Genomic DNA, 24,323 nt, shown 5'->3' on the forward strand with positions numbered 1-24,323 from the left:
CTATATTACTGCTAAAAAAAATATATGTCAATCACTTTCGTTGACTTTTTCTGAAATCGTGATATAATAGCCTCATGGGTTTTGTAATGCAGATATGGTTCATTGGTAGAACGCTAGCTTCCCAAGCTGGAAAGGCGGGTTCGATTCCCGTTATCTGCTTTAAAGAGTATTATTTCGAGATACTGTGTAAACGGTATTTGGGAATAATACTTTTTTAATTTAAGAGTCTTCAAACGGGCCGGACCACGAGTCCCTTCCGGGCAACACAAAGACGGGACCCATATGAGTCCCGCCCCGCGTTCAAAAAGATTTCAAAAAGAGTACAAACATTCAGGAAACCTGGTTTATTTCCATCTGTTATTGAGCTTTTCATGTACGTCATACCACATCTCGGCAGCCTCGAAACCGCCGTCTTTCTTTGCAGTAAAACGATAGGTGTAAACGTCGTTGTCGTAAAGCTGGATGGACGGAATCATCACATAGGAATCTTCATATTTGCCGTCCTCATCGACATAGTCGCCTGTTGTTGAATCAGTGCTTAAGGTTTTTTCAAGCAGTTCCGCAGCCGTGTAGGTTGTTCCCTTACCCTCGTCCAGAGTGATGGACTTAACGGAATCATCGGAATTAAACGCTACCGCCACTTTATCTTCAGAAATAGAAGAGTTTTCAATATTAAAGCCCTTCTTGCCTTTCTGAATCTTGCCCTTGCTGTTTACAAGATAAATCTTGCCGTTATAGAAGACCAGACGGTTCTCGTCGTCTGCGGTAAGTTTCTTACCGTTGAAGTACAGATAACCGCTCTTTTCCCCATTGAAGCCCTGGCCTTTCTTGCCGTTGCTTGTATTGAAAAGGAATTCATAACTGTCGTCGTCACAGTCTACGTTTGCAACTTTACCGAATACAGGGTATCCGTTTTCATTGAAGTAATAGAAGCCCTTGTCATCCGGTGAGTATTGAAGTCCGGTCAGGTTGCGGCCGTATTCGTCAAAGGCATAGTACTGTTTGCCCATCTTGTCGCTGTCCACCTTGATGCGTTTTACATAAACAAGGCCGTCGTCGTCTTTGACGCGTGTATCTTTATAAGAATCCGCCCGTTTCGCCTTACCGTCTTTAAAGTAGTACCAGTAAGAGTCATCGTCGGTCTCTGTATCGATGGAACCGCTGATTTCGTACCAGCCGTTGGCTCTCCATCCTTCCTCAACCGCATTTGCATAAAGCATATGGTCAATCTGGGAGGAACCAGGTGTAGCCGCATTTCCATCCAGGCTGGCATTCGGCTGGCTGGCCGGGGCGGCTCCGGCAATCTTTCTGTCGTTGACCCACTCGTAAAGCATCTGGCCGTGCTCATTGAAATAGTAGTAACGGCCGTTGACCTTCTTTTTGTCGGCGTCTTTTGTCAGCTTACCGCCGGCGCCGAACCAGTACCAGCCCTCGTCGTCACATGGGTCGGAGCTGTCGTCCGTACAATCAAGGGCATTGGCGGCGCTGTTGTCATCCTCACTGCCTGGCCGTTCCAGCCACAGCCACTGATTGTCTTTTCGGGTACCGTCGTCCTCACCGCCCAGATAGTAGACGGTGCCGTCCTTTTCATACCATCCGGTTGCCATCTTTCCGTCTTCATCAAAATAATACGTTTTTCCGTTAATTTTTTTAGACGTGGAAGTTAGCTTGTGGCCCTTACTGTCAAAGTAGTACCAGTAATCGCCGTCCTCGCCGGGGTCATCCCCCTCGCCGGATGATACCTTAATCCAGGAATTAACGAGTCTCATGCCCCGTTCATTGACGTAGCTCTCATCATCAACCCAGGACATGGTCAGCATGTCGCCCTCATCATCGAGGTAAAACCAGCTGGAACCGTCTTTTCTCCACTCACTGGTCACCATGTCGTCGTCCGAATCATAATAATGCCAGACTCCGGAATCATCTTTTTCCCACCCGGCGGCGTAAGAAGTCATGGAAGCGCCCATGGCAAGTATTGCTGCCACCCCGAGCACAGGGACTAATCTTGTTTGTTTTTTCATTAATAAATGCACACTCCTTTTTGTAATTCTGAATTTCTTGAGATCGGTTTTGGGCCGCTGCGCCTGTGCACACTGACCGGCGCCGGTTTCAAGATGCTTTCATCATACCGTGCAAATCTAAACCGTTTCTAAAACCTTTTTTAATGATTCTAAAGTAAAAAATTCGTAGGAAGTATGTACAGAAATGTTAAGAAAAAATTGAAAAACGTAAATATTTGTTATGGTACAATCCCTGTGGCGGGCTCGGACACGTTTTTCCGGCTCTGCGAACGGAGGGAAAAAGCATGAGTAATGCAAACATTTTAGTAATAGAAGATGACGAGGATATCCGCGAGGGAATCCGTATTTTACTGGAGAGTGAAGACTACCGTATCATAGAAGCTGCCGACGGCTGGGAGGGGTTAAGGCTTCTGGCCGACGATACGGATCTTGTCATATTAGATATTATGATGCCCGGTATCTCGGGCTTGAAAACATGTGAGGAAATACGAAAGATATCTTTTGTCCCGGTGCTTTTCCTGACCGCAAAAGCCCAGGAATCTGATAAACTCATCGGCCTGATGGCGGGAGGGGACGATTATCTGACAAAACCGTTTTCCTATGCGGAGCTGCTTGGAAGGGTGAAGGCGCAGCTCCGGCGTTACCAGATTTACCGGGGAAAGGAAGAGGAGACGGTAAAGACAGGGGAACAGTATATCGAATCGGGCCGGTTCCGTATTAACGAAAATTATAATGAATTGTTTGTGGATGGTTTGGAAATGAATCTCTCCGATATTGAATACCATATCCTGCTTCTTATGATGCAGTATCCGAAACGAATCTTTTCCGCCCAGAATCTCTACGAGAGCATCTGGAGCGAGCCATATTTCTATTCCTGCAACGCCACGGTGATGGTGCATATCCGAAATCTGAGAAAAAAAGTTGAGAAGGACCCGCAGAACCCAGTATCCATCACAACGGTCTGGGGAAAGGGGTACCGGTTTGATGAATAAAATAAAACTGGCAAAGACAGATACAATCTATTACCGTTTCCTGAAATTACTGGCTGCCGCGCTTGTCGCCGCCCTGCTTTTTTTCCTTTTGCTCAATTGGAGCGGAAGCATTATGCTGCGTTCTTATTTTGAAAAAACAAATTATATGGAACGGGAGAACCAGAGAAGAGTCGATGATTTCAGAAATTATGTGGAAAAAAACAAGCTCACGTCCATGGACTCGGACCGGCTGTCCGAATGGGTGAACCGCCAGTCCGTAGTCTGGATGCAGATTTACCGCGACCATATTCTGCTCTACGATTCACAGTTCCCTTATATGAAAGCTAACCCGGAATTTCATGTAAAAGGGGAATTCTACGAGTGGGAATCCTACAAGGTCGTCGATTTCCAGGACGGGCCGGCACAGGTTTTTCTGACGGGAATGTACACTTACCAGTTCTTTAATTATGCCCTGATTGTTGAATTCTTTCTTTCGTTTCTGCTGTTTACCGGGATTATCATGGCGGGAATCCGAAGTTCCATGAAATATATCCGAACCCTCAGCGCGGAGATTGGGATTCTGGAGGGCGGTAATCTGGATTACCGTATTACGATCATGGGAAATGATGAGATGACGGTTTTAGCAAAGGGATTGGATAATATGCGCCAGTCCATCCGCGATCAGATTCGCCAGGAGACGGAGCTGATCCGCCTTAATCAGTCCATGATTACCAGCTTGTCACACGATCTGAGGACCCCTTTGACGGCGCTTCTTATCTATACGGAGATCCTTAAAAATGAGGTTGACGCCGACCGGGAACAGATGCAGAGATGGGTCCGGAAAATCGATGTAAAGGCGCATCAGATCAAAGATATGGCCGACTGTATCCTGGAATATTCCCTTCAGAAAAAGAAGGCTGAACTCGTCGTCCTGGAACAGAAAAGCTTCCGTTCTGCATTTTACGATATCCTTTCTGAGACTCGCATCTGTCTGGAGCAGAGCGGATTTAACATTCGTGGCTCCCTTTTCTGGGAGAACAGAGAAGTCTCCGTTGATCAGAAATATGTGACCAGAATTCTCGATAATATCAGTTCTAATATAATTAAGTACGCTTCCCCGAAGGAGCCTGTCAAGCTGGCTGTTTTCTACAGTCCGGACGGCTGCGGTTTCCTGTTTGAGAACACAAAGCAAGGCGACACTTCCCAGGTGGAAAGCGTTGGCATCGGAGTCCGGAATATTTGTGAAATGATGGAGGCCATGGGCGGATTCTGTGAGGTGGAGGAATCGGAAAAAACATATCGAATCCGATTGACTTTTGTTCTGCAAAACAGTGCAGAAAATGGGAATACTTAAGAATACGGCCCTAAATAGCGGTAAAAACAAAGATGTGGGGATATTTTCCAAAAAATTTATTATTCTAACAATTTCTAAAAAAATGTCTTAAGAAAAAGTTAATAAAAATTTGTTAGCTAGCTAAACATTGCGGATTCAGTGAATAGCTGTTATACTATAAAAGAATCAGAAACAGAAGAGTATTACAAAGAGTTGACAGACAGGAGGGGTTACATGAAGAAGAAAAGAATGGTAGCTGCTGTTCTGGCAATGGTGTTGACCTTAGGGGCAGGGCTGGCCGGGTGCAGTACAAAATCGAAAGAGATTGTATTTGCCGACGTAGGCTGGGACAGTGTCCGGTTTCACAATGCGGTGGCGGGTCTGGTAGCGGAGTCTGCTTTTGATTATTCCTGGACTGAGATGCCGGGTTCCACTCCAATCATGCATGAAGCGCTTAAGAGCGGCGAGATTGACGTGAATATGGAAGAGTGGACTGACAATCTGGCAACCTATCATGAGGACAGGGATGCAGGACTTTTTAAAGATTTGGGAACGAACTTTGGGGATAACACTCAGGGGTTCTATGTGCCCAGATATGTGATAGAAGGTGATCCGGAGCGCGGCATTGCACCGATGGCGCCGGATTTGAAAACAGTGCAGGATCTCAAGAAATATGCCGACGTGTTCCCGGATGACGAGAAGCCCGGAAAAGGCCGCATCTACGGGGCGATTCCCGGATGGGAAATCAACGAGGTTATGCAGAAGAAGGTGCAGTATAACGGCCTCGACAGCCAGTACAATTATTTCCAGCCCGGCTCCGATTCGGCGCTTTCGGCGGCATTCACCTCAGCCTATGAAAAAGGCGATCCGATCGTCGGATATTACTGGGAACCGACCTGGCTGACAGGTAAGTACGACCTGGTGCTTCTGGAAGACACGCCGTATGTGGATCTGGAGAAGTTTAAAGCCGGGGAGACGGCTTGTCCTTCCGTCGACGTCACCGTTGGCGTAAGCAACCAGTTCTATGAAGCGGAACCGGAGTTCTGCGAATTCCTTGAGAAATATCAGACAAGCAGCGCCCTGACATCAGAAGCCCTTGCGTATATGCAGGATACGGGCGCCGATTACGGCGAAGCGGCGAAGTGGTTTTTAACCCAACACAGCGAATTTATTGACCAGTGGCTGCCGGAAGAAAAGGCGGCCGAAGTAAAAGGCGCTCTCGGACTGGTGGAAGAGAAGCCGAATTACTTCTTTGAGTTCCCGTTCGTCATCCCGATCGATGTAAGCGCCTTTGATGCCTCCGTCAAAGCATTTGCGGGCCAGGCCAGCGTATTTAAAGCAATCAGGAACGGACTCAACGTACTTATTAACGTGTTAAATGCAATTCTTAACCTGATTCCGTGGTGGCTTCTGCTGGTGATCGTTTTCTTCGGCGGATACAAGCTGAGCGGCAAACTGAGAAACGGTTTTATCTATTCCGCCCTTCTTTTCCTTGTGGGAGTGATAGGACTTTGGGATTTGATGTATGAGACGCTGTCTATCGTACTGGCATCGGTGGTGATTTCGCTTCTGATTGGTCTTCCCGTGGGAATCCTGATATCGGGAAGTGAAAAGGCGAATGTGATTATCCGGCCGATTCTGGATACGATGCAGACAATGCCTGTATTCGTATATCTGATACCTGCGACCCTGTTCTTCGGGCTGGGCAAGGCTCCGGCTGTTATTGCCACGACAATCTACGCGATCGTGCCGGTGATCAGACTCACCAGCCACGGAATCAGGCAGGTGGATCCGGAGGTGGTTGAGGCGGCGCGGTCGTTCGGTTCCACGAAGATGCAGTGCCTGTTTAAGGTTCAGATACCGCAGGCTCTTCCGACTATCCTGACCGGCGTTAACCAGACGCTGATGATGGCTATGGCCATGGTAGTTACCTGTTCCATGATCGGCGCCTCAGGCCTGGGAATGGAGGTATTGATCAGTGTAAACCGTACAGAGATAGGAAGAGGACTTCTCTCCGGTACGGCAGTTGTAATTGTGGCAATCCTCATGGATCGCCTGACTCAGGGATGGTTCAAGAGAAAGGAGGAGAATGCGGATGGCAGAAAATAAAGTTACCAGTAGCGTTACCAGTACCGAGAAGGAAAACGATTATATCTTACAGGTGAAAAATCTGACGAAACTCTATGGAGCCTCCAATAAGGCTGAAGCGGCCAAGATGATGAAAGAGGGCAAAAACAAGGATGAAGTATTCCGGGAAACCGGCGTCACCGTGGCCCTCTGGGATGTGAGCTTCAAGGTAAAGCGGGGAGAAGTCTTTGTTATCATCGGGCTTTCGGGCTCCGGCAAATCCACGGTTGTCAGGATGTTAAACATGCTGAATAAACCGTCCAGCGGCCAGGTAATCTATGAAGACAGTGAGATTGACACTTTTAGCAAAAAGGATTTGAATGAGTACCGCCGCGATAAGATTTCCATGGTATTCCAGAGTTTTGGCCTGATGAGCCACAGGGATGTCCTGGGTAATGTGGCCTACGGCCTGGAGGTCAAGGGCGTGCCCCGGGTGGAGCGGGAACGCAGGGCAACGGAGATTATTGAGATGGTTGGCCTTAAGGGGCATGAACATACCTCGATCGGAAGCCTGTCGGGCGGCATGAGGCAGAGGGTCGGCATTGCCAGGGCGCTTGCCAATGATCCGGAAGTGCTCCTGATGGATGAGCCTTTCTCAGCCCTGGATCCCCTGGTAAGAAAGGATATGCAGTTCGAGCTTCTGTCAATTCAGAGAAAATTGGAGAAAACTGTGGTTTTCATCACGCATGATATCAACGAGGCATTTAAATTAGGCGACACTGTTGCGATTATGAGGGACGGCCGTCTCATTCAGGTGGGTACGCCGGAAGAGATGAGCGCCAACCCTGCGGACGACTATGTGCGGGAATTTATCAACAGCGCGGACATGACAAAAGTGCTGTGTGCCAAACATGTCATGATCGTTCCCTGCGTGGTGCGTGCGACGGATTCCCCGGAGTATGCGCTGAGAGAGATGAAGAGCAGCGGCGTATCCACTGCCTATGTGGTTGACCGCCATATGAAATTCCTTGGTATTGTCAACGTTGAGGCGGCCATCAGAGCGAGGAGGGAAGAGAAATCCCTGAAGGAAGTTTATGTCACGGATGTGGCAACCACGACGAAGGACACGGTCATCAGTGATATTCTGCCGATAGCGGCGGAAGCGAAATATCCTATCGCCGTGCTGGAAACGGATGGCAGTCTGGTGGGAATAGTATCAAAAGCGTCGGTGCTTTCCTCGCTGATGTAAACGGGCAGGGTAAATAAGTATAGTGATGTGGAGTCCGGAAGAATCGAAAACGGAATTTGTAGAAAAGTTAACGATTAAGACCGGTTAACAGAGTGATAAAAAAACGGCCGTTCCAGCCAATTCTGTGCGGGAACAGCCGTTTTTTTGCGCCTGAGAAGCCTTGAAACAGGTGGATTTATGCCTTTTTTTACGCAAACATGCGAAAAGGTCTCCACGGTATGATATTGTGTTCTTTCCTTATTGAAAAAACAGGATATGGTGGTATAATAGGAAAATAGACATACCAGACAAAAACGTACAGACTTGGATTGGATGTACACACGGAGGAAATTATGGAAGTTATCATTATCGGGTGCGGGAAAGTCGGAGTTACACTGGCCGAGCAGCTGGTCAGGGAAGATCATAACGTTGTGATGGTCGATACATCAGGAGAGAGGCTGAACAGCATTTCGGAAGATATTGATGCCATTAAGCTGGTCGGAAACGGAGCCAGCATCAGCACCCAGCTAGAGGCCGGGGTTCAGACGGCCGATATTCTTATCGCAGTGACGGGCTCTGATGAGCTGAATCTGTTTTGCTGCCTGATTGCCAAGAAGGCGGGCAAGTGCCATACGATTGCCAGGGTCAGGAACCCTGTTTACAGCAACGAGATTGGCTTTATCAAGGAGCAATTGGGAATTTCCATGATTATTAATCCGGAGCTGGCGGCAGCTACCGAGATTTCCAGGATTCTGCGTTTCCCTTCCGCAATCAAGATCGATCCTTTTGCAAGGGGAAAAGTGGAGCTTTTAAAGTTTAAGATTAAACCGGAATTCCGTATGGACGGCATGACGGTCATGGATGTGGACAGCCAGTTACGCTGCGATGTCCTGATCGGAGCGGTGGAGCGTGGGAATGATGTCACTATCCCGGCCGGTAACTTTGTACTTCATGATGGGGATATGGTGTCGATAATCGCATCCCCGCGAAATTCCATGGAATTTTTCAGAAAGATAGGGATACAGACCAATCAGGTTAAAAATACGCTGATAGTGGGAGGAGGCACCATTGCCTATTACCTGGCTCAGCAGCTCTCCGCAATGCGCATTAAAGTGAAGATTGTGGAGAAGGACAAGAAGCGGTGCGAACTGCTCAATGAACTGCTGCAGGATACGCTGATCATTAACGGCGACGGTACGGACAGGCGGCTTCTGATGGAAGAGGGGCTGACAAATGCCGAGTCCTTTGTGACGCTGACTAATATGGACGAGGAGAATGTCTTTCTTGCCCTGTTTGCGAAAGAAAACTCCAAGGCGAAGCTGGTTACCAAGGTAAACAGGATTGCCTTTGATGAGCTTATCGGGGCGCTGGATATCGGCAGCGTTATTTACCCAAAATACATTACGGCGGACTATATCCTCCAGTATGTAAGAGCCATGCAGAACTCGATCGGCAGCAATGTTGAGACCCTTTACCACATTCTGGACGGCAACGCTGAAGCGCTGGAGTTTTCCATCCAGGAGGACTCCGCTGTGACGGATGTGCCCCTCATGGAGCTGAAACTGAAGAAGAACCTTCTGATCGGCGGCATCAACCGCGACGGAAAGATCCATATTCCACGAGGACAGGACAGCATCCGCAAGGGTGATACGGTCATTGTCGTGACAACACAAAAGGGATTGCAGGATATACGGGATATTTTGAAAAAATAAAAGGAGCTGAAGAAGAGATGAATTATTCCATCATATTTTATATTATGGGGTGGATTTTAAACTTTGAGGCGGCTTTTATGGTGCTTCCCTGTATCGTAGCCCTTATCTACGGGGAGCAGGCCGGCTGGAGCTTTGTCACTACGATGGCTCTTTGTCTGGTCATCGGCATTCCTCTTGTTATCAAGAAACCCAAAAAACAGATTTTTTATACCTCGGAGGGATTTGTGACGGTTTCCCTCTGCTGGATTGTACTGAGTATTATGGGCGCGCTGCCGTTTTTATTCAGCGGTTCCATTACATCGCCGGTAGACGCCCTGTTTGAGACTGTGTCCGGTTTTACGACAACGGGGGCGAGTATCCTGAGCGATGTGGAATCGCTGCCGCGATCCATCCTCTTCTGGAGGAGCTTTACCCACTGGATCGGCGGAATGGGAGTGCTTGTTTTTATACTGAGCCTGCTTCCCCTGACGGGCGGAGGTTCCCATATGAACCTGATGAAAGCGGAGAGCCCGGGACCCTCTGTCAGCAGGCTTGTGCCGAAAGTGCGCCTTACGGCCAAACTGCTTTACTCTATTTATCTGTTCATGACGGTACTGGAAGTACTGTTTCTTCTCGCGGGAAAGATGCCGTTTTTCGACGCGATTACAATCACCTTTGGAACGGCGGGAACCGGTGGTTTTGCCATTAAAAACAGCAGTATCGCCGGCTATTCGCCCTATCTTCAGAATGTGGTGACTATTTTTATGATCCTGTTCGGCGTCAACTTCAGCGTCTATTTCCTGATCTTTATGAAAAAGATAGGACAGGCCCTGAAGATGGAAGAGCTGCGCTGGTATCTGATTATCATCGCCGCCGCGATTGGAATTATAACATTCAATACGGCCGGTCTTTATCCGGGGCTCGGTGATGCGTTCCACCATGCATCCTTCCAGGTTGCCTCGATCATCACCACGACAGGATTTGCCACCCAGGACTTCGACCTGTGGCCCCAGGCATCTAAAACCATACTGGTCATGCTGATGTTTGTGGGAGCCTGCGCCGGCAGTACGGGCGGCGGTATTAAGGTATCGCGTCTTGTGGTGCTGGTTAAGACAGTGAGAAAGGAGCTGATTCAGTTCCTTCATCCACAGGCAGTGCGTAAGATTAAGATGGACGGGAAAGTGGTGGAGCATGAGGTGGTTCGTTCCATCAATGTCTTTATGGTAGCCTATACGCTTCTGTTTTCGCTTTCGGTTCTCCTGCTTGCGTTTGACGGGGAGGATCTGATTACGAACTTTACGGCGGTTGCCGCTACATTTAACAATATCGGACCGGGACTTGAACTGGTTGGACCGTCTAAAAACTTTAGCATTTTTTCGGATCCCGCCAAGCTTGTGCTGATTTTTGATATGCTGGCAGGAAGACTTGAGATTTTCCCTGTCCTGCTTTTATTCTCCCGGGAGACCTGGAAGAAATTTTAATCAGAATTGTTCTACGGCGTGGTTTAAGATATCGATGAGCCGGAGCAGCGTATTGCGGTCGGGCGCTTCCAGAATAAGCCGGTTTCCATCTCTGTACAGATCGGCAAACATACTGATCTGACGGACGGGGCCTGTAAATCCGGAGCGGATTTCTTCCGCTCTGGAAGCATTTTGGCATATTGCGGCGGAGGAAAAAAGGCCGTTTGGTTCCTGGGTGATTTTTTCAATATCGAACATAATTTTGTACCTCGCTGTTCATATTATTTTTATACCATCAAAGACACTGGATTTGAGAAAGGATATACCTGATGGATATATTGTTTTTTTTGATAGGATGTCTGTTCCTTGCTGAAACCATTGACCTGTTTTGCAGCAAAGATTTCCTGATTTTCATATCTGATACGATTAACCCGGCCGATTATGATATAAAAAAGGTGTACTCGGTTGAAAAATGGCTGTTTGCCATTGATACTCTGGCCAGCTTTTCCATCGCCTTCCACCTGGGAGGGACGGCGGGAGATTTCCTGATGCTGGGACTCATCTTCCTGACGATCATCGGACACGGGTGGGTTTTTAAAAGTCCCAAATTCAGAACCCCTGGAAAACAGGCGGGAAGAAAAAATGGCAGAAAGAGCGGTAAATAACAGCTGGATATGCATGCATATCTTCAGGAAGCACCGGAGAAATCCGGTGCTTTTTTGTATCATAGGAAAAAAGCGACCCGCCTGCGGGATTCTTTCTTGTATTGCCAGCAGACAGTCTGTATTCTGCTGCTTCTCTATTCCTCCTGTCTCTGCATCCTGTAACACATTGTCCCCATGTACATACTATATACTATAAAGAGATACAAAAAAAGGAGATTTTGATTATGTGTTGTTTTTTTAATAATAGATGTGGTTGCGGCTGTGGCTGCAGAAATAATAACTGGGGTTGCAGCTGTGGCTGCAATAACAACAATAACAATGACTGGCGCAGAAGCAGGGCTTACAGAGCCGGCTTTAACGATGGTTATGCAGTAGGTTACAGAGATGGTTTTAATGCTGCTTCCGGTTGTGGCTGCGGCTGCAACAACAACTGGAGAGGCGGCGTATCCCCTCTCAATGAGTCCGATGGCTGCGGCTGCGACAACTAATTGACGGTTTGTGCTTTCACAAAATATTTACCGCATGTTCAAAATATATTCACATTTTCTACAAACAGAGGTCACAATTAAAAGATATACTAAGAGCATAAAGATAAAGCAAATAAATTGAAAAAAGCAAAAGAAGAAAGAAAACAAATTAATCAGACATTCAGAATAGTAATATTTTTTTCATAATAAGCCGGATGGTCACTGGACCACCCGGCTCCTCCTTTTTATCCGGCAAAGACACCTAAAGAATGTTCCTGCCGGATAAAAAACTTTCAGGTGACAGATTTATGTTCTAAAATTACGGAATTTGGCATATATATTAATGATCCGGGAAAAACTGGTAAGAGGAAAGGAGACGAAATAACTATGCCAAGAGGAAAAAGAAAAACGTGTACGGAAAAACTGTGTGAGGTCAGAGAGATGATAGAGGCTCTTGAAACACAACTTAAGGATTTGAAAGCGAAAGAAAAAGAGCTTCTGAAAGAGAGAAGAGAGGAAGACTTAAAACATATTGCCGATATTCTGGAGGAGAGAAACCTGACGCCGGACGAACTGGCCGGGATACTGGATCAGATGTCCCCGGCCGAGCGTGTAAGGCTGGTCTCCCATGTGGATCCAGATGAACAGGCGGAGTGGCAGGCCGTTTAAGAATTGCCCGGTCCGGCCGTTCAGTCGGCCAGAAGCCCAAGATGCAGGCAGGCGCGGTAGATGCCGTCCTCTGCAATGGAGGAAGTCACATAGTCGGCGGCCTCCTTTAGTTCATCAACTGCATTGCCCATGGCAACGCCGGTGCCTGCTTTTATAATTACTTCCAGATCGTTCATGCTGTCTCCAAAGGCAACTGTATCGGAGAGGTCTTCATTTTCACCAAAATACAGGGCCAGCCGTGTAAGACCGTCCGCCTTTGAGATTCCGCGTTCCATAACGTCGGCGCCGCGGCGTCCGGCAAAGAGCGGCATGCTAAGGCCCGGAAACGCTGCTTCGACCCGGCGCACCTGTGATTCATCACCGATAAAGGCCAGGGTGCGGATGTTCATATCGAGCATCTGCCATGGATCCTTAAAGCGCCTGCCGCAGCTGCCCCAGGCCCTGATGTCGCTGGCCTCGATAACCTCGGGATGGATATAAAAATCGTCATCCCCAAGCGTCATACCGATTCCATAACCCTCGCGGTCACAGTAGCAGAGCAGCTCCTTAAGAAGCGCCCTGTTGAAATGGCGCTCGAAAATCAGTGTATCGCCGACGGTGATCTTCGTTCCGTTCATGTGTACGATGGCATCCGGCCGGATGATGTCGCGGTATATGCTGCTGTAGTAATTATCCATATCGCGTCCGGTTGCGAGCACGATTTTATGTTTTTTTCTCAGCTTATTGATTGTCTCAAGAGCGCTGGGGGTGATTTCACCGGTCTTGTGGTCGAGCAGTGTCATGTCTAGGTCAAAACTGATCATTAGGATATCCGCCTTTCCGATAATTTGTGCTTTTATTGTTTCCTGCATATTGCTTATATCAGGGCACCGGATTTGTGAAAAACTGCAGGATGCCCACTGATTTGGCCGGTATTGAAGTATAAAATATCATGCAGGATGCTCTTATTATAGCACAGATAGGCAGGAATTTCAGGAGGGGGAACCTATTTTACCAATTTTTCACTCACTTTTCATAGGTAATATTTTTAAAATTTGATGAAACAGAAAAAATACAATTGATTTTTTTGAATTTTTTGGTATAATAGTAAAGCAGAGTACGGAGTATGGCGTAGCTTGGTAGCGCGCTCGGCTGGGGGCCGAGAGGTCGCAGGTTCAAATCCTGTTACTCCGACTGACTGAAAAACGCCGGGAATCTTTCTGACGGTGGTGAAAAGTTCGTGTAAGTGCTTTTTATCGCCGGGGAGGATTTCCGGTCTTTCTTTTTATATCAGGAGAAAAAAGTATTATGAAAATTTATCTGGATGAGACATCATCGCTGCCTAAATACCAGCAGATAACAGAGCAGCTCTATGCAATGATACGAAGCGGCGAGCTGAAAGCGGGGGAGAAACTGCCCCCCGAACGTGAACTGGGAAAAGAAAACCAAATAGCCAGGGGGACGGTTCAGATGGCGTATCAGGAACTGATCCGCCAGGGGGCCGCATATGCCGTGCGGGGAAGCGGAACGTACATTTCCGACGTGGGAGGCATCCTGAAAGAGGAGATTCTGACCAGGGAGATTAATACTATTTTCGAGCGCGCGGAGCAGATGGGACTGCAGACCCGTCAGGTGGTGGATATCTTCCGAAGGCAGATGGCCCGCCATATGGCCGGGGACGTCAAACTGATGACGGCCTGGGTGGACTGCTGCCCGGAGGCACTCCAGCTTGCGAAGAATGAGTATAAGAATGTGGAAAATAACAGCATCCAGCAGTTCCTTCTGGAGAATGTCCTGAAGGAGCCGCAGCTGCTGAGAGATAATTTTGATTTGATTGTTACAACGACCCACCACTATGAGACACTGATCCAGGCGTTTCCTGATCTTGTCAATAAACTGGAGGTAATAACAGTCGTTACAAGCAGCGAAACCCTGATAGAACTGGCTCAGATTTCTCCCGAGACAAGGGTGGTCGCATGGACGATCAGCAACCGGTTTATGGAAAATCTCCTGTGGCAGATTCGGGATTTGGAAAATATCCATATTGTGAAGACCTTTGTTTCCGACAAGGAGAGGGATGAAATTGAGGAGAGCTTGATGGAAGCGGATCTTTTACTCACGACAAAAGAGTACCGGAACCTGGGAGAGCCTTTTATGATCAATCTTATTAAGAAATACAGAGACAGGGGGGGAAGGGTTCTGGACTTTGAGTATGTTTTCGACCCCGGTTCCATTCTCCATCTTCAGACCCGTATCTGTGAGAAGATAGCGGAAAAAGAGAAGAACATGCTGTAGCACGGAAAACAGTTTTTTGCAGAATCAAATGGAATAAAAAGTAAACCATAAAAGGCGTCTGTTCACTGAGGGCAGGCGTCTTTTTGATTGTAAAAAAATAATCGGACAAAGTTTTGGGAACAGGTGATATTAAGGACGGGTTCCGAATATAATAATATTGGTATAGACCAAATAAAAGTGAGAAAACTAAAATTTTAAATAAAAAAGTGAAAATATCTTGACAAAAGGCTTACGCATGATTAAAATAAGAGCCATAAGTTAAGCAGATGTTAAAAACTATCTTAAAAAATAGTTTTCAGACTCAAAATTGGAATAGTCCAATATTAAAAGGAGGAGGAAGTAAATGAAACTCACAAATTATGAACAGGATGTGCTTAATGGGAAATATGGGGAAGGCGCATCCATGGCAATGGAGATTCAGGTGGCAATTGGAGAGACGTTTGACGCCCCGAGGATGGTTCCGGTGACAAGAACGCATGTGGCTCTGAGCGCACAGGACGCAGATCTCTGGTTTGCGGAGAAGCTGCTTTCAAAAGGAGCGAAATGCAAGATTCCGCCGACCATCAATCCAAGCATCTGTATCAAGTACCTGAATGAGCATCTGCACGAGGTTCCCGACGAGGGAAAGAATATCGTGTTCGCCACGAACGAAGCTTACCGCAAGCTGGGAGCACAGCTTACTTTTGACTGCACACCGTATCTGCAGCAGAATGTTCCGGCCTATGGGGAGGTCATTGCATTCTCTGAGTCGAGTGCAACGCCTTATGTCAATTCGGTGATCGGAGCAAGGACTAACAGGGAAGGAGCCAACAGCGCCCTTTGTGCCGCCATCACCGGCGTAGTTCCGGAGTATGGGCTTCTTTTTGATGAAAACAGAAAAGCGGAAATACTGGTGGATGTACAGGCCGACGTTAAGACCGACTTTGACTATCAGATTCTGGGCTGGTGTTATCCGGAAAAATATAAAGGACTTGAGGTTCCTGTGTTTAAGGGAATCAAAGAGAGGCCGACACCGGAAGGATTTATGAATTTTGGAGCCCAGCTCAATACGTCGGGCTGCGTATCCATGTACCATATAGCGGGGATTACCCCGGAAGCCCCGACTGTGGAAGCCGCTGTCGGAAACAAGAAGATTAAACGGGAAATCGTAATTACAGACAAGGATTTGCAGGATACGAGAGAACGGCTCTGCAACGAACCGGGAAAAATTGATTTTGCCATGTTCGGATGTCCGCATATCACAATCCGTCAGGTCGGCATTATTGCAAAAATCTGCGAAGGAAGAAAATTTAAAGTGGATACCTGGCTGCTGACCAGCTCCCTGACAAGAGAACTGGCGGATCGAATGGGATATTTAAGCATTATCCAGAGAGCCGGAGGCCATATTGTAGCCGATACCTGTATTGATGTGCCGCCATGCTGGAAGCCGTACTACGGTTCCGTGGGAGTAACGGATTCCCCGAAATGTGCATATTACAACGAAATCCGTGGAATTAAATTCTTAATCCGCCCGATTGAAGAAGCGGTTGAGGCGGCAATTTCAGGAAAGGTGGTTAAGTAAATGGAACGTACATATCACTGCGCAAAAATTGCAAAAGGAACGGCAAAGGCTGAGGCGCTGGTATCCAAAGATGCCGTCTGCTTTTATCTCGTAGTACCGGAGACCGGGGAGCTCATTGAGCGCAACCACGATATCAACGGAAAAAATGTGGCTGGGAAAATACTCATTATGCCGTCAGGCAAAGGCAGTTCCGTAGTCCAGGCCGATGGACTCTATAAACTTTTAATGAAAGGCAATCACCCGTCCGGACTGATCGTGGAGACGGCGGACACAGTGTTGGTTACGGCGGCTGTGGCCATGGAAATTCCGATGGTACACAAGGTAGACCCGGAATTCTTCAAAGAAATTAAAGACGGAATGACCGTATCAATGGACGCTACAAATGGAATTATTACCGTAAACGATTGATCCACAGTCAGAGTGAAAATCCAGAAGGAGGATATGTATGAAACGAAGAATAAAGGCAGCAGCGGCAATCCTGACAGCAGTCAGCTTAGTAACAGGCCTCACGGCATGTGGTTCATCAGGCAGCGCTTCCGGCACACCGGCGGCTCAGGCCGACACAAAGAGTGATACATCATCTCAAAACCAGCCGGCCGGAGATTCCGGATACACAGGAGAATCATATCAGATCAGTATCGGACATATCTGTTCCGAGAGCCATTCCCTTCATAAATGCTGTCTGGCTTTTAAGGAGGAAGTAGAATCCAAATCGGGCGGTAAGATTACCGTGGAGATTCATCCCAACAGCGAGCTGGGCGGTGATGAGGCGATGCTGGAATCCGTAGCGCTTGGAACACTGACTATGGTAGTTCCGTCGGCCAACCTGCTGAGCGCCTATGTGGACGGCTTTCAAGTTCTCGGAATGCCATACCTCTTTGAAAATCCGCAGCAGGCATTTGCTGCAATGGATGGAGATTTAGGAACCATTCTGAACAAAAAGCTGGAGGACAATAACGTAGGTCTCTTAAACCTCGGTTATAACTTTAACGGCATTAGAAATATGACCAATAACAAACGGCCAATCAAGACTCCTGAAGATTTGAAAGGACTTAAAATGCGCTGCATGAGCAACCAGGTATACATAAAGATGTTCGAAGCGCTCGGAGCAAATGCGACACCTATGAGCTGGAGCGAACTTTTCACAGCAATGCAGCAGGGAACCGTAGACGGGGAAGAAAACCCGGCGTCCCTGATTTACGAATCGAAATTCCAGGAAGTACAGAAATATATCAGCACTACAGAACACATCTATGATTTCTGCGGAATCGTTATCAACAGGGATTTCTATGAGGGAATGGATGAGCAGGCAAGGAAAATTCTGGATGACGCAGTACAGACCAAACTGATCGATGAACAGCGCTCCATGGAGTTAGACAACAATGGAGAATATCTGAAAAAGCTGCATGAAGAAGGAATGGAACTGACAGAGCTTACACCGGAAGAACGCAAGGTCTTCGCAGAGAAGGTCGCACCGATGTATGAAAACTGGGAGAATACCTATGGCCAGGACATTGTGGATGCAGTGGAGAAATACAGAGCTGAATAATATCCCGATGGCAATTGTGAAAGGAAGAATCTTATGAAGAAAATCATAAACTTCTATAATCAGCTGGAAGCCCACCTTCTGGTGTGCAGCCTGATTTTTACCGTGATTCTCGTCTTCTTCCAGGTAATTCTGAGATATGTGTTCGGATCCTCACTTTCCTGGTCGGAAGAACTGGCAAGATACATATTTATCTGGCAAATCTGGCTCGGCACCAGCGTGGCCCAGAGGGATAATTCCCATGTCCGTATCGAAGCGCTGGGCGGTACAGGGGAGAGCAGACGTAAAGATCTGATTCGCATCATTTCCGATGTGATTTGGCTTGCATTCTGTCTGCTGCTTGTAAAATACGGATTTGAACTGGTAGCCTCCATCCAGAAACGCGGCCTCATCTCGGCCGCGATGAGGATGCCGATGTACCTTGTATATTTGAGCCTCCCTGTCAGCCAGCTGGCGGTGTCAATCAGGATTATCGGAGAATTATGGCAGAAACTCCATGAACTTAAAAATGATAGAGGAGAGATTGGGGAAGGGGGCGAAGGAGCTTGAATATAGCCGTACTGTTTGGTTCATTTGTTTTGATGATGGCTTTGTCGGTACCTGTCGGATACGCCATAGGCATTGCTACCTTTATCACGCTGACCTGCTTTTCTAATATCCCGATTGCTCTTATTACCCAGAACGCCATTACCGGCTGCGATTCATTTCCGCTGATGGCAATTCCGTTCTTTATGCTGGCCGGAAACCTGATGAGCAGCGGCGGAATCGCAAAGAGAATTGTGGACTTTGCCGATACGCTTTTAGGATGGATTCAGGGTGGGCTCTGTATTGTAACAACGATTGCCTGCATGTTCTTTGCGGCAATTTCCGGTTCTGCGATGGCGACGACATCGGCAATCGGCGGATTTATGATACCTGAGATGGAAAAACGCGGTTACAGCCGGCCGTTCAGCGCCGCGCTGGCAGCCTCAGCCGGAACAATCGGTGTTATCATTCCGCCCAGTATTCCATTCGTTATCTACGCTGTAGTTGTGGGAGAATCTATCAGCGACCTGTTCATGGCCGGAATCGTCCCTGGCATATTGATGGGTGTGGTTCTGATTATTGTATCTGTTTTCCGAACAGGCGGAGAAAATGTCAGCAGAGGAGAGAAGCCAACTATTAAAAAAGTCTGGGTATCTTTCAAAGGCGCCTTCTGGGCGTTGCTGACACCGGTCATCATCCTGGGTGGAATTTATTCCGGTATTTTTACTCCGACCGAGTCGGCGGTTGTGGCCGTTGTATACTGCTTTGTAGTCAGCGTATTTATTTACAGGGAAATTGATTTAAAGGGAGTGTACGACTCATTTTACAGAAGTATCAGCGTCAACGGAATGACCACGTTTATGGTGGGACTATCAATGGCATTTGCCGCTTATCTGACAATGGAACGGATTCCGCATAAGATTGCAGCAGCAATGCTGAGCGTTACGGACAACAGGATTATCCTGCTTCTTTTAATCAACCTGTTCCTGCTGTTTATTGGCTGCCTGATTGACAATATCCCGGCCACAATCATTCTTTCTCCGATTCTGCTGCCGGTAGTAACACAGATTGGCATGTCTCCGATTACATTCGGCGTTATGCTTACAATGAACCTGGCAATTGGTTTTGTCACACCGCCTTACGGCATTAACCTGTTTGTGGCGGCCGGTATTTCGGGAGAGCCGATGACGCGGCTGATAAAGCCGATGCTGTTCTTTATTGGCGGACTCTTGATTGCACTTGGCCTTACAACGTTCTGCGAACCGGTTACGCTGGGGCTTTTGGGGCTGCTGAAGTGATGGGACATTCAATGGGACATTCATAAACAAAATATTTATAAACTAAAAAATGCCACATAAGAACTAACTTATAAAGTAATATCGCAAAATCTTCTTTTTCCTGGTGTCAGGTATACAGGTGCCAGGGAAAGAAGAAAGGAGGTGGGAAATGCCTTTATTATTGGAAGAGGACTATAATATAGAACTTCCGGTTATGCATCGGGTACGTCAAAAATTTGACCGCCCAACCGTTGGGGACCTGGAAGGCAGAATCCGTGAGGAGATAGCAAAAGACAAGGTGTCCGGAAAAATAAAAAAAGGCCAGCGGGTAGCTGTGGCGGTTGGGAGCCGTGGGATTAGAAATCTGGCCGTCATAGTGCGCGGTGTTGTCGATGAAATAAAGAAATATGGGGGCGAGCCCTTTATCGTGTCCGCGATGGGAAGCCACGGCGGCGGAACGGAGGAAGGACAGAAAGAAATCCTGACCGGATACGGGATCACGGAAGAAGCCATGGGAGTTCCTGTTATAGCCCGTCTTGATGTGGTGGAGATAGGAGCGCTGAAGAGTGGGACAAAAGTATATTTTGATAAGACAGCGTATGAAGCCGACCTGGTGGTGCCAATCAACAGAGTGAAAATCCACACCGATTTTGTCGCCGATATCCAAAGCGGCCTTTGCAAGATGCTGGTGATTGGCCTGGGAAATCATATCGGCTGCACCTCCATCCATGAGGAGAGCTTCGACCAGTTCGGAGAAGTGCTGAAAGGAGCCGCCTCCATGATTATGCAGTCCGTCAATGTCGGTTTCGGTGTCGCGATTCTCGAAAATGCATACGATGAAACAGCATGGATCGAGGCGATTCCGTCCGAGAATATAATAGAGCGTGAAAAACAGCTCGTTAAAATGGCGGCTGGAAACATGCCGACTCTGATGATACCTGAGATTGACGTGTTAATCGTTGAAAAGATAGGAAAAGATATTTCCGGCTGCGGCTATGACCCCAATATTTTGGGAAAAAGTTATCTTCTCAAGGAATTTATTCTGCCGGTACCGAAAATAGATAAGATGGTACTGCTGGATCTTTCTGAGGAAACCCATGGAAACGGTGTGGGACTGGGAATTTTTGATATCACAACGAAAAAAGTATTTGAACAGCTCGACTATGAGTCCATCTATGCCAATGGAATTGCTGTCAAGGATTTGGATGACTGCAAGATTCCGGTGATAGCAAAAGATGAAGATGAAGCAGTTAAGATCGCAGTAAAAGTGCTGCGTGGAGCCGATAAAAAGCGCCTTAAGATTGTAAGGATTGAAAGCACGCTGAGGCTGGAATATATAGAAGTTTCAGATGCGCTGCTGCCTTTGGTGGAAGCGGATGAGAGGCTGGAACTTGTTTAAAGTTAAAGGATCACTACTTATAATTTGATAAAATATTGCATGGCAGGCCTCCTGAGTACCCCCTCGGGGGAGGTCTGCTTCTTGATGTGGGGATTTAATTGAGATGCGAGGACGCCTCTGTAAGACGGCGGACGGGGGAGTGGGAGGGTGTGTATGAGTCTTCAGTCCCAGTTTGTAAGTTGTGGTGAGGGGGAATCCAGGAGAAAAAATTCCTACGGGGACACGCTTTCGCTTGTGGAATGCGCAGCGGATGCTAGCTTCGTGTAAGACCTCAGCAAGCACCGGCGGATTCCAAGGTCCCCTTCGGAAAGTTTTCTCCTTCCTTCCCCGGGCAGGTTGTCGGCGGGACTGAAGACTCAGCGAAGGCTGTTGCCCCGTCCGCCGGCTTCAGGGGCTGATTGTCTCTTTCGTCAAGTGGGGAGGTGGTATTGTCGCGGCCACGATATAGTCGTAACTATTTTACATTCTGATGATATCCTGGGATGCATAAAAAGAGGCTCAGAATAAACACTCTAAGATTCTAAGTTTAAATAGTTTCATAGTGAACAGGATGTAGTTTTCAGGCATCCGGGGAAACGTAGTGGCAGCGGCAAGCGTCTCCCCCATTGAAGAAAGAGGACAAATCAGCCGCCGCAGGACGGGGCCGGGCAGACGTCCTAGGCTGAGTCTTTCGTCCCGGCCATAACCTTCCTGCGGGGAAGAAGGGAGAAAAAGATTCCGGAGGGAACCTGGGAGTTCATTGGTACTTACCGAGGTCTTTTCGAGGTTAGTACCATTATGTACTCCAACGAGCGCAAGCGTTTCCCGCAGGAACTTTTTCTGCCCGTATTCCCCGCCCGCGACACCCTGACGCCCGGGACGAAAGACTCATCGATCCCCCTCACCACCCCGGTCCCCGGCCTGACGGCGGCGTCCTCATTTCTCAATCAAATCCCCATTTAATGACGCAACTCTGCGCAAAAAAGCTCACGTGCAAAAGATTTGGAATAAATTACCAGAAAAGATTGTCCCTAATTCATTAAAACATACTCCAATTAATGATAATATATTAAGAAGACTAAAATTTCACTTAAAAGGAGAATGCCGACGATGGAACTTCATATGATAACACCTGACTTGCAAATACAATACCGGGATTACCTGGAACGGGACGAAAAGAGCAGCCATACGGTGGAAAAATATCAGAGGGATTTAAAGAAATTTGTATTATATCTTGGTGGGCAGAATGTGACGAAAGATCTTGTGATCGGTTTTAAAGAAAACCTGGTTAAAACGTATGCGGTGAACAGTGTTAATTCAATTTTGGCATCACTCAACAGTTTTTTTCAGTTTACCGGTTGGCAGGAGCTTAAAGTAAAGCAGCTCAAAAAACAACATCAGGTCTATTGCCCGGAAGAAAAAGAACTTACCAAGAAGGAATATTTTGAGCTTATTAAATCTGCAAAGGAAGAGGGCAAGGAGAAAATAGGGCTGATTATCCAGACGATAGGCAGCACGGGCATCAGAATCAGTGAATTGTCCAGTATTACTGTACAGGCGGTGAAAAATGGGCTGGCACAGGTGGATTGTAAAGGTAAAAACCGCCAGGTGCTTCTGCCGAGAAAACTGGTGATAAAATTATCGCATTATATAAGGAAAGAACGCCTCCGCACCGGCCCTGTTTTTGTTACAAAGAGCGGCAATCCTCTGAACCGAAGTAATATCTGGCGGGAAATGAAAAGAGTCTGCCATCTCGCAGGAGTGAATGCAAAAAAAGTATTTCCGCACAATCTGAGACACCTGTTTGCAACCTCATTTTATAAAATGGAGAAAGATATTGCAAAATTAGCCGATCTGTTGGGGCATAGCAATATAAATACAACAAGGATTTATATTATTTCGTCGGGGATTGAACATAGAAAGCAGATTGAGAGGATGAATTTGTTATTATGATGATACAACATAATAGTGATTATGTTGTATTTACATGTTTCAAAAAGAATTGTTCTCCAGAAAATAAAAAATTTACTAATTTTATAATCTTTTTACATTTTTAACCTTCGACTATTATAGCAGTAAAGATCGGAAAGTTCAATGTTTTAATGGGTAAACATGTCCTGTTTTGTATAAATTTGTCTTGAATGATATCAGGGTAGCGTTATAGGACAAGGCCTGGATAAGCAAATCTAAAAAAAATGATAAATTTTTCCACCTCTTTTATTCACGGTAAATACCGCTCATCCAATGGTAAATTTTTCCATATCTAATACAAAAAATAAAAACCCAGCTAACTGTTTCCAATAAACACAGCTATTCTTAGATTTTCAAACGTTTTTCCCCATTTTTATTATCTTAAACATCAATATCATAAATATAAAATACAACATAATCACTATTATGTTGTATTACGCAAGAACCGTAGTTGGAGATTATTCTATGATATCAGAATCAGGAATTATCGATGTACATTCGCACATCATTCCGGGAGCGGACGATGGGTGCAGGTATATCGGAGAGACCTTGGAGATGCTGAAACTGGCATATAGTCAGGGGGTGAGGGGTGTGATTGCCACGCCGCACTATGTGCGCGGTCATAACCGAATGGACGCGGATACCCTGAAGGAAAAAGCAGGCAAGCTTCGGGAGAGTGTTGCGGCCGTTTTACCGGATATGAAAATCTACCAGGGACAGGAAATTTTGTATTTTGACGGTGTTACCGAAAAACTGGCCTCGGGAGAAGTTCTGACGCTTCAGGGGACAAGATATGTTCTTGTCGAATTTATGCCTTCAGTTCCATATAATGAGCTTTTTCTGGCAGTACGAACTCTGCTGCTTGCAGGTTACTTTCCGATACTGGCTCATATTGAACGGTATCAATGCCTGAGAAAGGGCGGATATGTGGAGGAACTGATTCACGCGGGCGCCTATATGCAGATGAATTACCGCTGCCTGAGCAGGGCAAAGGGCCTGGCTGAACGCGCCTGGTGCAGAAAAACGGTTTTGGAGGGAAATATCCATCTGCTTGGAACCGATATGCACCGTCTTGATTACAGGCCGCCGGAACTGGAAAAGACCCTGGCCTGGCTGAAAAAAAGAGGGGGCGAAGAGCTGACAAGGAAATTGACAGCGGAAAACGCTGCAGCGATTTTAGCCGGAGACAGTTTGTAATAGAAAAAGAACAGCATTATAA

At 47.0% G+C, this 24,323-nt stretch carries 22 protein-coding genes and 2 tRNA genes; 21 read left to right on the forward strand and 3 right to left on the reverse strand.

Annotated features, from left to right (window positions below):
• Positions 1–88: 88 nt before the first annotated feature.
• A tRNA-Gly gene (locus EJL91_RS00475) sits at positions 89–159 on the forward strand.
• 185 nt (positions 160–344) lie between these two features.
• Here EJL91_RS00475 and EJL91_RS00480 read toward each other — a convergent pair.
• Positions 345–2,021 carry a PspC-like choline-binding domain-containing protein gene (locus tag EJL91_RS00480; protein WP_125140011.1) on the reverse strand — a complete coding sequence of 559 codons (1,677 nt, stop codon included), beginning with the start codon at positions 2,019–2,021 and terminating at the stop codon, positions 345–347.
• A 284-nt stretch (positions 2,022–2,305) separates the two neighbouring features.
• On the opposite strand from EJL91_RS00480, the gene EJL91_RS00485 reads away from it, so the two are divergent.
• From EJL91_RS00485 to EJL91_RS00510, 6 genes are all read left to right on the forward strand, one after another.
• A complete protein-coding gene (locus tag EJL91_RS00485; protein ID WP_125140012.1) occupies positions 2,306–3,013 on the forward strand; it encodes a response regulator transcription factor in 708 nt (235 codons plus the stop codon).
• Positions 3,006–4,346, forward strand: coding sequence for a HAMP domain-containing sensor histidine kinase (locus EJL91_RS00490; RefSeq protein WP_125140013.1), 1,341 nt, complete (start codon positions 3,006–3,008; stop codon positions 4,344–4,346). Before EJL91_RS00485 ends, EJL91_RS00490 begins: the two co-directional genes overlap by 8 nt.
• Positions 4,347–4,559: 213 nt before the next feature.
• Entirely contained in the window at positions 4,560–6,434 is a 1,875-nt protein-coding gene (locus EJL91_RS00495; protein ID WP_125140014.1) for a glycine betaine ABC transporter substrate-binding protein, read from the forward strand.
• On the forward strand, positions 6,421–7,641 hold the full coding sequence (locus tag EJL91_RS00500; RefSeq protein WP_125140015.1) for a quaternary amine ABC transporter ATP-binding protein: 1,221 nt from the start codon (positions 6,421–6,423) through the stop codon (positions 7,639–7,641). Before EJL91_RS00495 ends, EJL91_RS00500 begins: the two co-directional genes overlap by 14 nt.
• A gap of 332 nt (positions 7,642–7,973) precedes the next feature.
• Positions 7,974–9,332, forward strand: coding sequence for a Trk system potassium transporter TrkA (trkA, locus tag EJL91_RS00505; RefSeq protein ID WP_125140016.1), 1,359 nt, complete (start codon positions 7,974–7,976; stop codon positions 9,330–9,332).
• A gap of 17 nt (positions 9,333–9,349) precedes the next feature.
• The gene (locus tag EJL91_RS00510; protein ID WP_125140017.1) at positions 9,350–10,792 is read left to right on the forward strand and encodes a TrkH family potassium uptake protein; all 1,443 of its coding nucleotides are present in this window, start codon (positions 9,350–9,352) and stop codon (positions 10,790–10,792) included.
• Here EJL91_RS00510 and EJL91_RS00515 read toward each other — a convergent pair whose 3' ends face one another.
• Positions 10,793–11,029 carry a hypothetical protein gene (locus EJL91_RS00515; RefSeq protein WP_125140018.1) on the reverse strand — a complete coding sequence of 79 codons (237 nt, stop codon included), beginning with the start codon at positions 11,027–11,029 and terminating at the stop codon, positions 10,793–10,795.
• A gap of 71 nt (positions 11,030–11,100) precedes the next feature.
• Between EJL91_RS00515 and EJL91_RS00520 the strand changes: the two genes are divergently transcribed.
• From EJL91_RS00520 to EJL91_RS00530, 3 genes are all read left to right on the forward strand, one after another.
• On the forward strand, positions 11,101–11,436 hold the full coding sequence (locus tag EJL91_RS00520; RefSeq protein ID WP_125140019.1) for a hypothetical protein: 336 nt from the start codon (positions 11,101–11,103) through the stop codon (positions 11,434–11,436).
• A 224-nt stretch (positions 11,437–11,660) separates the two neighbouring features.
• Positions 11,661–11,924: a hypothetical protein gene (locus EJL91_RS00525; protein ID WP_125140020.1), complete on the forward strand. Its 264-nt coding sequence runs from the start codon at positions 11,661–11,663 to the stop codon at positions 11,922–11,924.
• A 366-nt stretch (positions 11,925–12,290) separates the two neighbouring features.
• Positions 12,291–12,572 (forward strand): H-NS histone family protein, encoded by a 282-nt coding sequence (locus tag EJL91_RS00530; protein WP_125140021.1) that lies wholly within the window; start codon positions 12,291–12,293, stop codon positions 12,570–12,572.
• 20 nt (positions 12,573–12,592) lie between these two features.
• Here the strand turns inward: EJL91_RS00530 and EJL91_RS00535 are convergent, their stop codons facing one another.
• A complete protein-coding gene (locus EJL91_RS00535; protein ID WP_125140022.1) occupies positions 12,593–13,375 on the reverse strand; it encodes a Cof-type HAD-IIB family hydrolase in 783 nt (260 codons plus the stop codon).
• Between the two features lie 296 nt (positions 13,376–13,671).
• Here EJL91_RS00535 and EJL91_RS00540 point away from each other — a divergent pair.
• The 11 genes from EJL91_RS00540 (at position 13,672) to EJL91_RS00585 (ending at position 24,301) form a co-directional block, all read left to right on the forward strand.
• A tRNA-Pro gene (locus EJL91_RS00540) sits at positions 13,672–13,745 on the forward strand.
• A 114-nt stretch (positions 13,746–13,859) separates the two neighbouring features.
• Entirely contained in the window at positions 13,860–14,846 is a 987-nt protein-coding gene (locus EJL91_RS00545) for a GntR family transcriptional regulator (RefSeq protein ID WP_125140023.1), read from the forward strand.
• Between the two features lie 343 nt (positions 14,847–15,189).
• Positions 15,190–16,407: an aconitase X catalytic domain-containing protein gene (locus EJL91_RS00550; RefSeq protein WP_125140024.1), complete on the forward strand. Its 1,218-nt coding sequence runs from the start codon at positions 15,190–15,192 to the stop codon at positions 16,405–16,407.
• A complete protein-coding gene (locus EJL91_RS00555; protein WP_125140025.1) occupies positions 16,408–16,815 on the forward strand; it encodes an aconitase X swivel domain-containing protein in 408 nt (135 codons plus the stop codon).
• 37 nt (positions 16,816–16,852) lie between these two features.
• Positions 16,853–17,956 (forward strand): TRAP transporter substrate-binding protein, encoded by a 1,104-nt coding sequence (locus EJL91_RS00560; protein WP_125140026.1) that lies wholly within the window; start codon positions 16,853–16,855, stop codon positions 17,954–17,956.
• Between the two features lie 33 nt (positions 17,957–17,989).
• The gene (locus tag EJL91_RS00565) at positions 17,990–18,502 is read left to right on the forward strand and encodes a TRAP transporter small permease (protein ID WP_125140027.1); all 513 of its coding nucleotides are present in this window, start codon (positions 17,990–17,992) and stop codon (positions 18,500–18,502) included.
• Positions 18,499–19,776 (forward strand): TRAP transporter large permease, encoded by a 1,278-nt coding sequence (locus EJL91_RS00570; protein WP_125140028.1) that lies wholly within the window; start codon positions 18,499–18,501, stop codon positions 19,774–19,776. Before EJL91_RS00565 ends, EJL91_RS00570 begins: the two co-directional genes overlap by 4 nt.
• A gap of 148 nt (positions 19,777–19,924) precedes the next feature.
• The gene (locus EJL91_RS00575; RefSeq protein ID WP_125140029.1) at positions 19,925–21,154 is read left to right on the forward strand and encodes a nickel pincer cofactor-dependent isomerase, group 22; all 1,230 of its coding nucleotides are present in this window, start codon (positions 19,925–19,927) and stop codon (positions 21,152–21,154) included.
• Positions 21,155–21,931: 777 nt separating this feature from the next.
• On the forward strand, positions 21,932–22,096 hold the full coding sequence (locus EJL91_RS24445) for a hypothetical protein (RefSeq protein WP_164516718.1): 165 nt from the start codon (positions 21,932–21,934) through the stop codon (positions 22,094–22,096).
• A gap of 147 nt (positions 22,097–22,243) precedes the next feature.
• Complete coding sequence (locus EJL91_RS00580; protein ID WP_125140030.1) at positions 22,244–23,086, forward strand: tyrosine-type recombinase/integrase; 843 nt, start codon at positions 22,244–22,246, stop codon at positions 23,084–23,086.
• A 483-nt stretch (positions 23,087–23,569) separates the two neighbouring features.
• Positions 23,570–24,301 (forward strand): CpsB/CapC family capsule biosynthesis tyrosine phosphatase, encoded by a 732-nt coding sequence (locus EJL91_RS00585; protein ID WP_125140031.1) that lies wholly within the window; start codon positions 23,570–23,572, stop codon positions 24,299–24,301.
• Positions 24,302–24,323: the final 22 nt, after the last annotated feature.

The organism is Clostridium transplantifaecale (assembly GCF_900626075.1).
GTDB classification, from domain to species: Bacteria; Bacillota; Clostridia; order Lachnospirales; family Lachnospiraceae; genus Otoolea; species Otoolea transplantifaecalis.

Coding starts and splice junctions, on each gene's coding strand:
- EJL91_RS00535 (WP_125140022.1), bottom strand. CDS start 13,375: ATGATCAGTTTTGACCTAGACATGACACTGCTCGACCACAAGACCGGT.
- EJL91_RS00585 (WP_125140031.1), top strand. CDS start 23,570: ATGATATCAGAATCAGGAATTATCGATGTACATTCGCACATCATTCCG.
- trkA (WP_125140016.1), top strand. CDS start 7,974: ATGGAAGTTATCATTATCGGGTGCGGGAAAGTCGGAGTTACACTGGCC.
- EJL91_RS24445 (WP_164516718.1), top strand. CDS start 21,932: ATGTACTCCAACGAGCGCAAGCGTTTCCCGCAGGAACTTTTTCTGCCC.
- EJL91_RS00480 (WP_125140011.1), bottom strand. CDS start 2,021: ATGAAAAAACAAACAAGATTAGTCCCTGTGCTCGGGGTGGCAGCAATA.
- EJL91_RS00555 (WP_125140025.1), top strand. CDS start 16,408: ATGGAACGTACATATCACTGCGCAAAAATTGCAAAAGGAACGGCAAAG.
- EJL91_RS00580 (WP_125140030.1), top strand. CDS start 22,244: ATGGAACTTCATATGATAACACCTGACTTGCAAATACAATACCGGGAT.
- EJL91_RS00525 (WP_125140020.1), top strand. CDS start 11,661: ATGTGTTGTTTTTTTAATAATAGATGTGGTTGCGGCTGTGGCTGCAGA.
- EJL91_RS00530 (WP_125140021.1), top strand. CDS start 12,291: ATGCCAAGAGGAAAAAGAAAAACGTGTACGGAAAAACTGTGTGAGGTC.
- EJL91_RS00490 (WP_125140013.1), top strand. CDS start 3,006: ATGAATAAAATAAAACTGGCAAAGACAGATACAATCTATTACCGTTTC.
- EJL91_RS00565 (WP_125140027.1), top strand. CDS start 17,990: ATGAAGAAAATCATAAACTTCTATAATCAGCTGGAAGCCCACCTTCTG.
- EJL91_RS00550 (WP_125140024.1), top strand. CDS start 15,190: ATGAAACTCACAAATTATGAACAGGATGTGCTTAATGGGAAATATGGG.
- EJL91_RS00485 (WP_125140012.1), top strand. CDS start 2,306: ATGAGTAATGCAAACATTTTAGTAATAGAAGATGACGAGGATATCCGC.
- EJL91_RS00495 (WP_125140014.1), top strand. CDS start 4,560: ATGAAGAAGAAAAGAATGGTAGCTGCTGTTCTGGCAATGGTGTTGACC.
- EJL91_RS00510 (WP_125140017.1), top strand. CDS start 9,350: ATGAATTATTCCATCATATTTTATATTATGGGGTGGATTTTAAACTTT.
- EJL91_RS00500 (WP_125140015.1), top strand. CDS start 6,421: ATGGCAGAAAATAAAGTTACCAGTAGCGTTACCAGTACCGAGAAGGAA.
- EJL91_RS00520 (WP_125140019.1), top strand. CDS start 11,101: ATGGATATATTGTTTTTTTTGATAGGATGTCTGTTCCTTGCTGAAACC.
- EJL91_RS00575 (WP_125140029.1), top strand. CDS start 19,925: ATGCCTTTATTATTGGAAGAGGACTATAATATAGAACTTCCGGTTATG.
- EJL91_RS00545 (WP_125140023.1), top strand. CDS start 13,860: ATGAAAATTTATCTGGATGAGACATCATCGCTGCCTAAATACCAGCAG.
- EJL91_RS00515 (WP_125140018.1), bottom strand. CDS start 11,029: ATGTTCGATATTGAAAAAATCACCCAGGAACCAAACGGCCTTTTTTCC.
- EJL91_RS00560 (WP_125140026.1), top strand. CDS start 16,853: ATGAAACGAAGAATAAAGGCAGCAGCGGCAATCCTGACAGCAGTCAGC.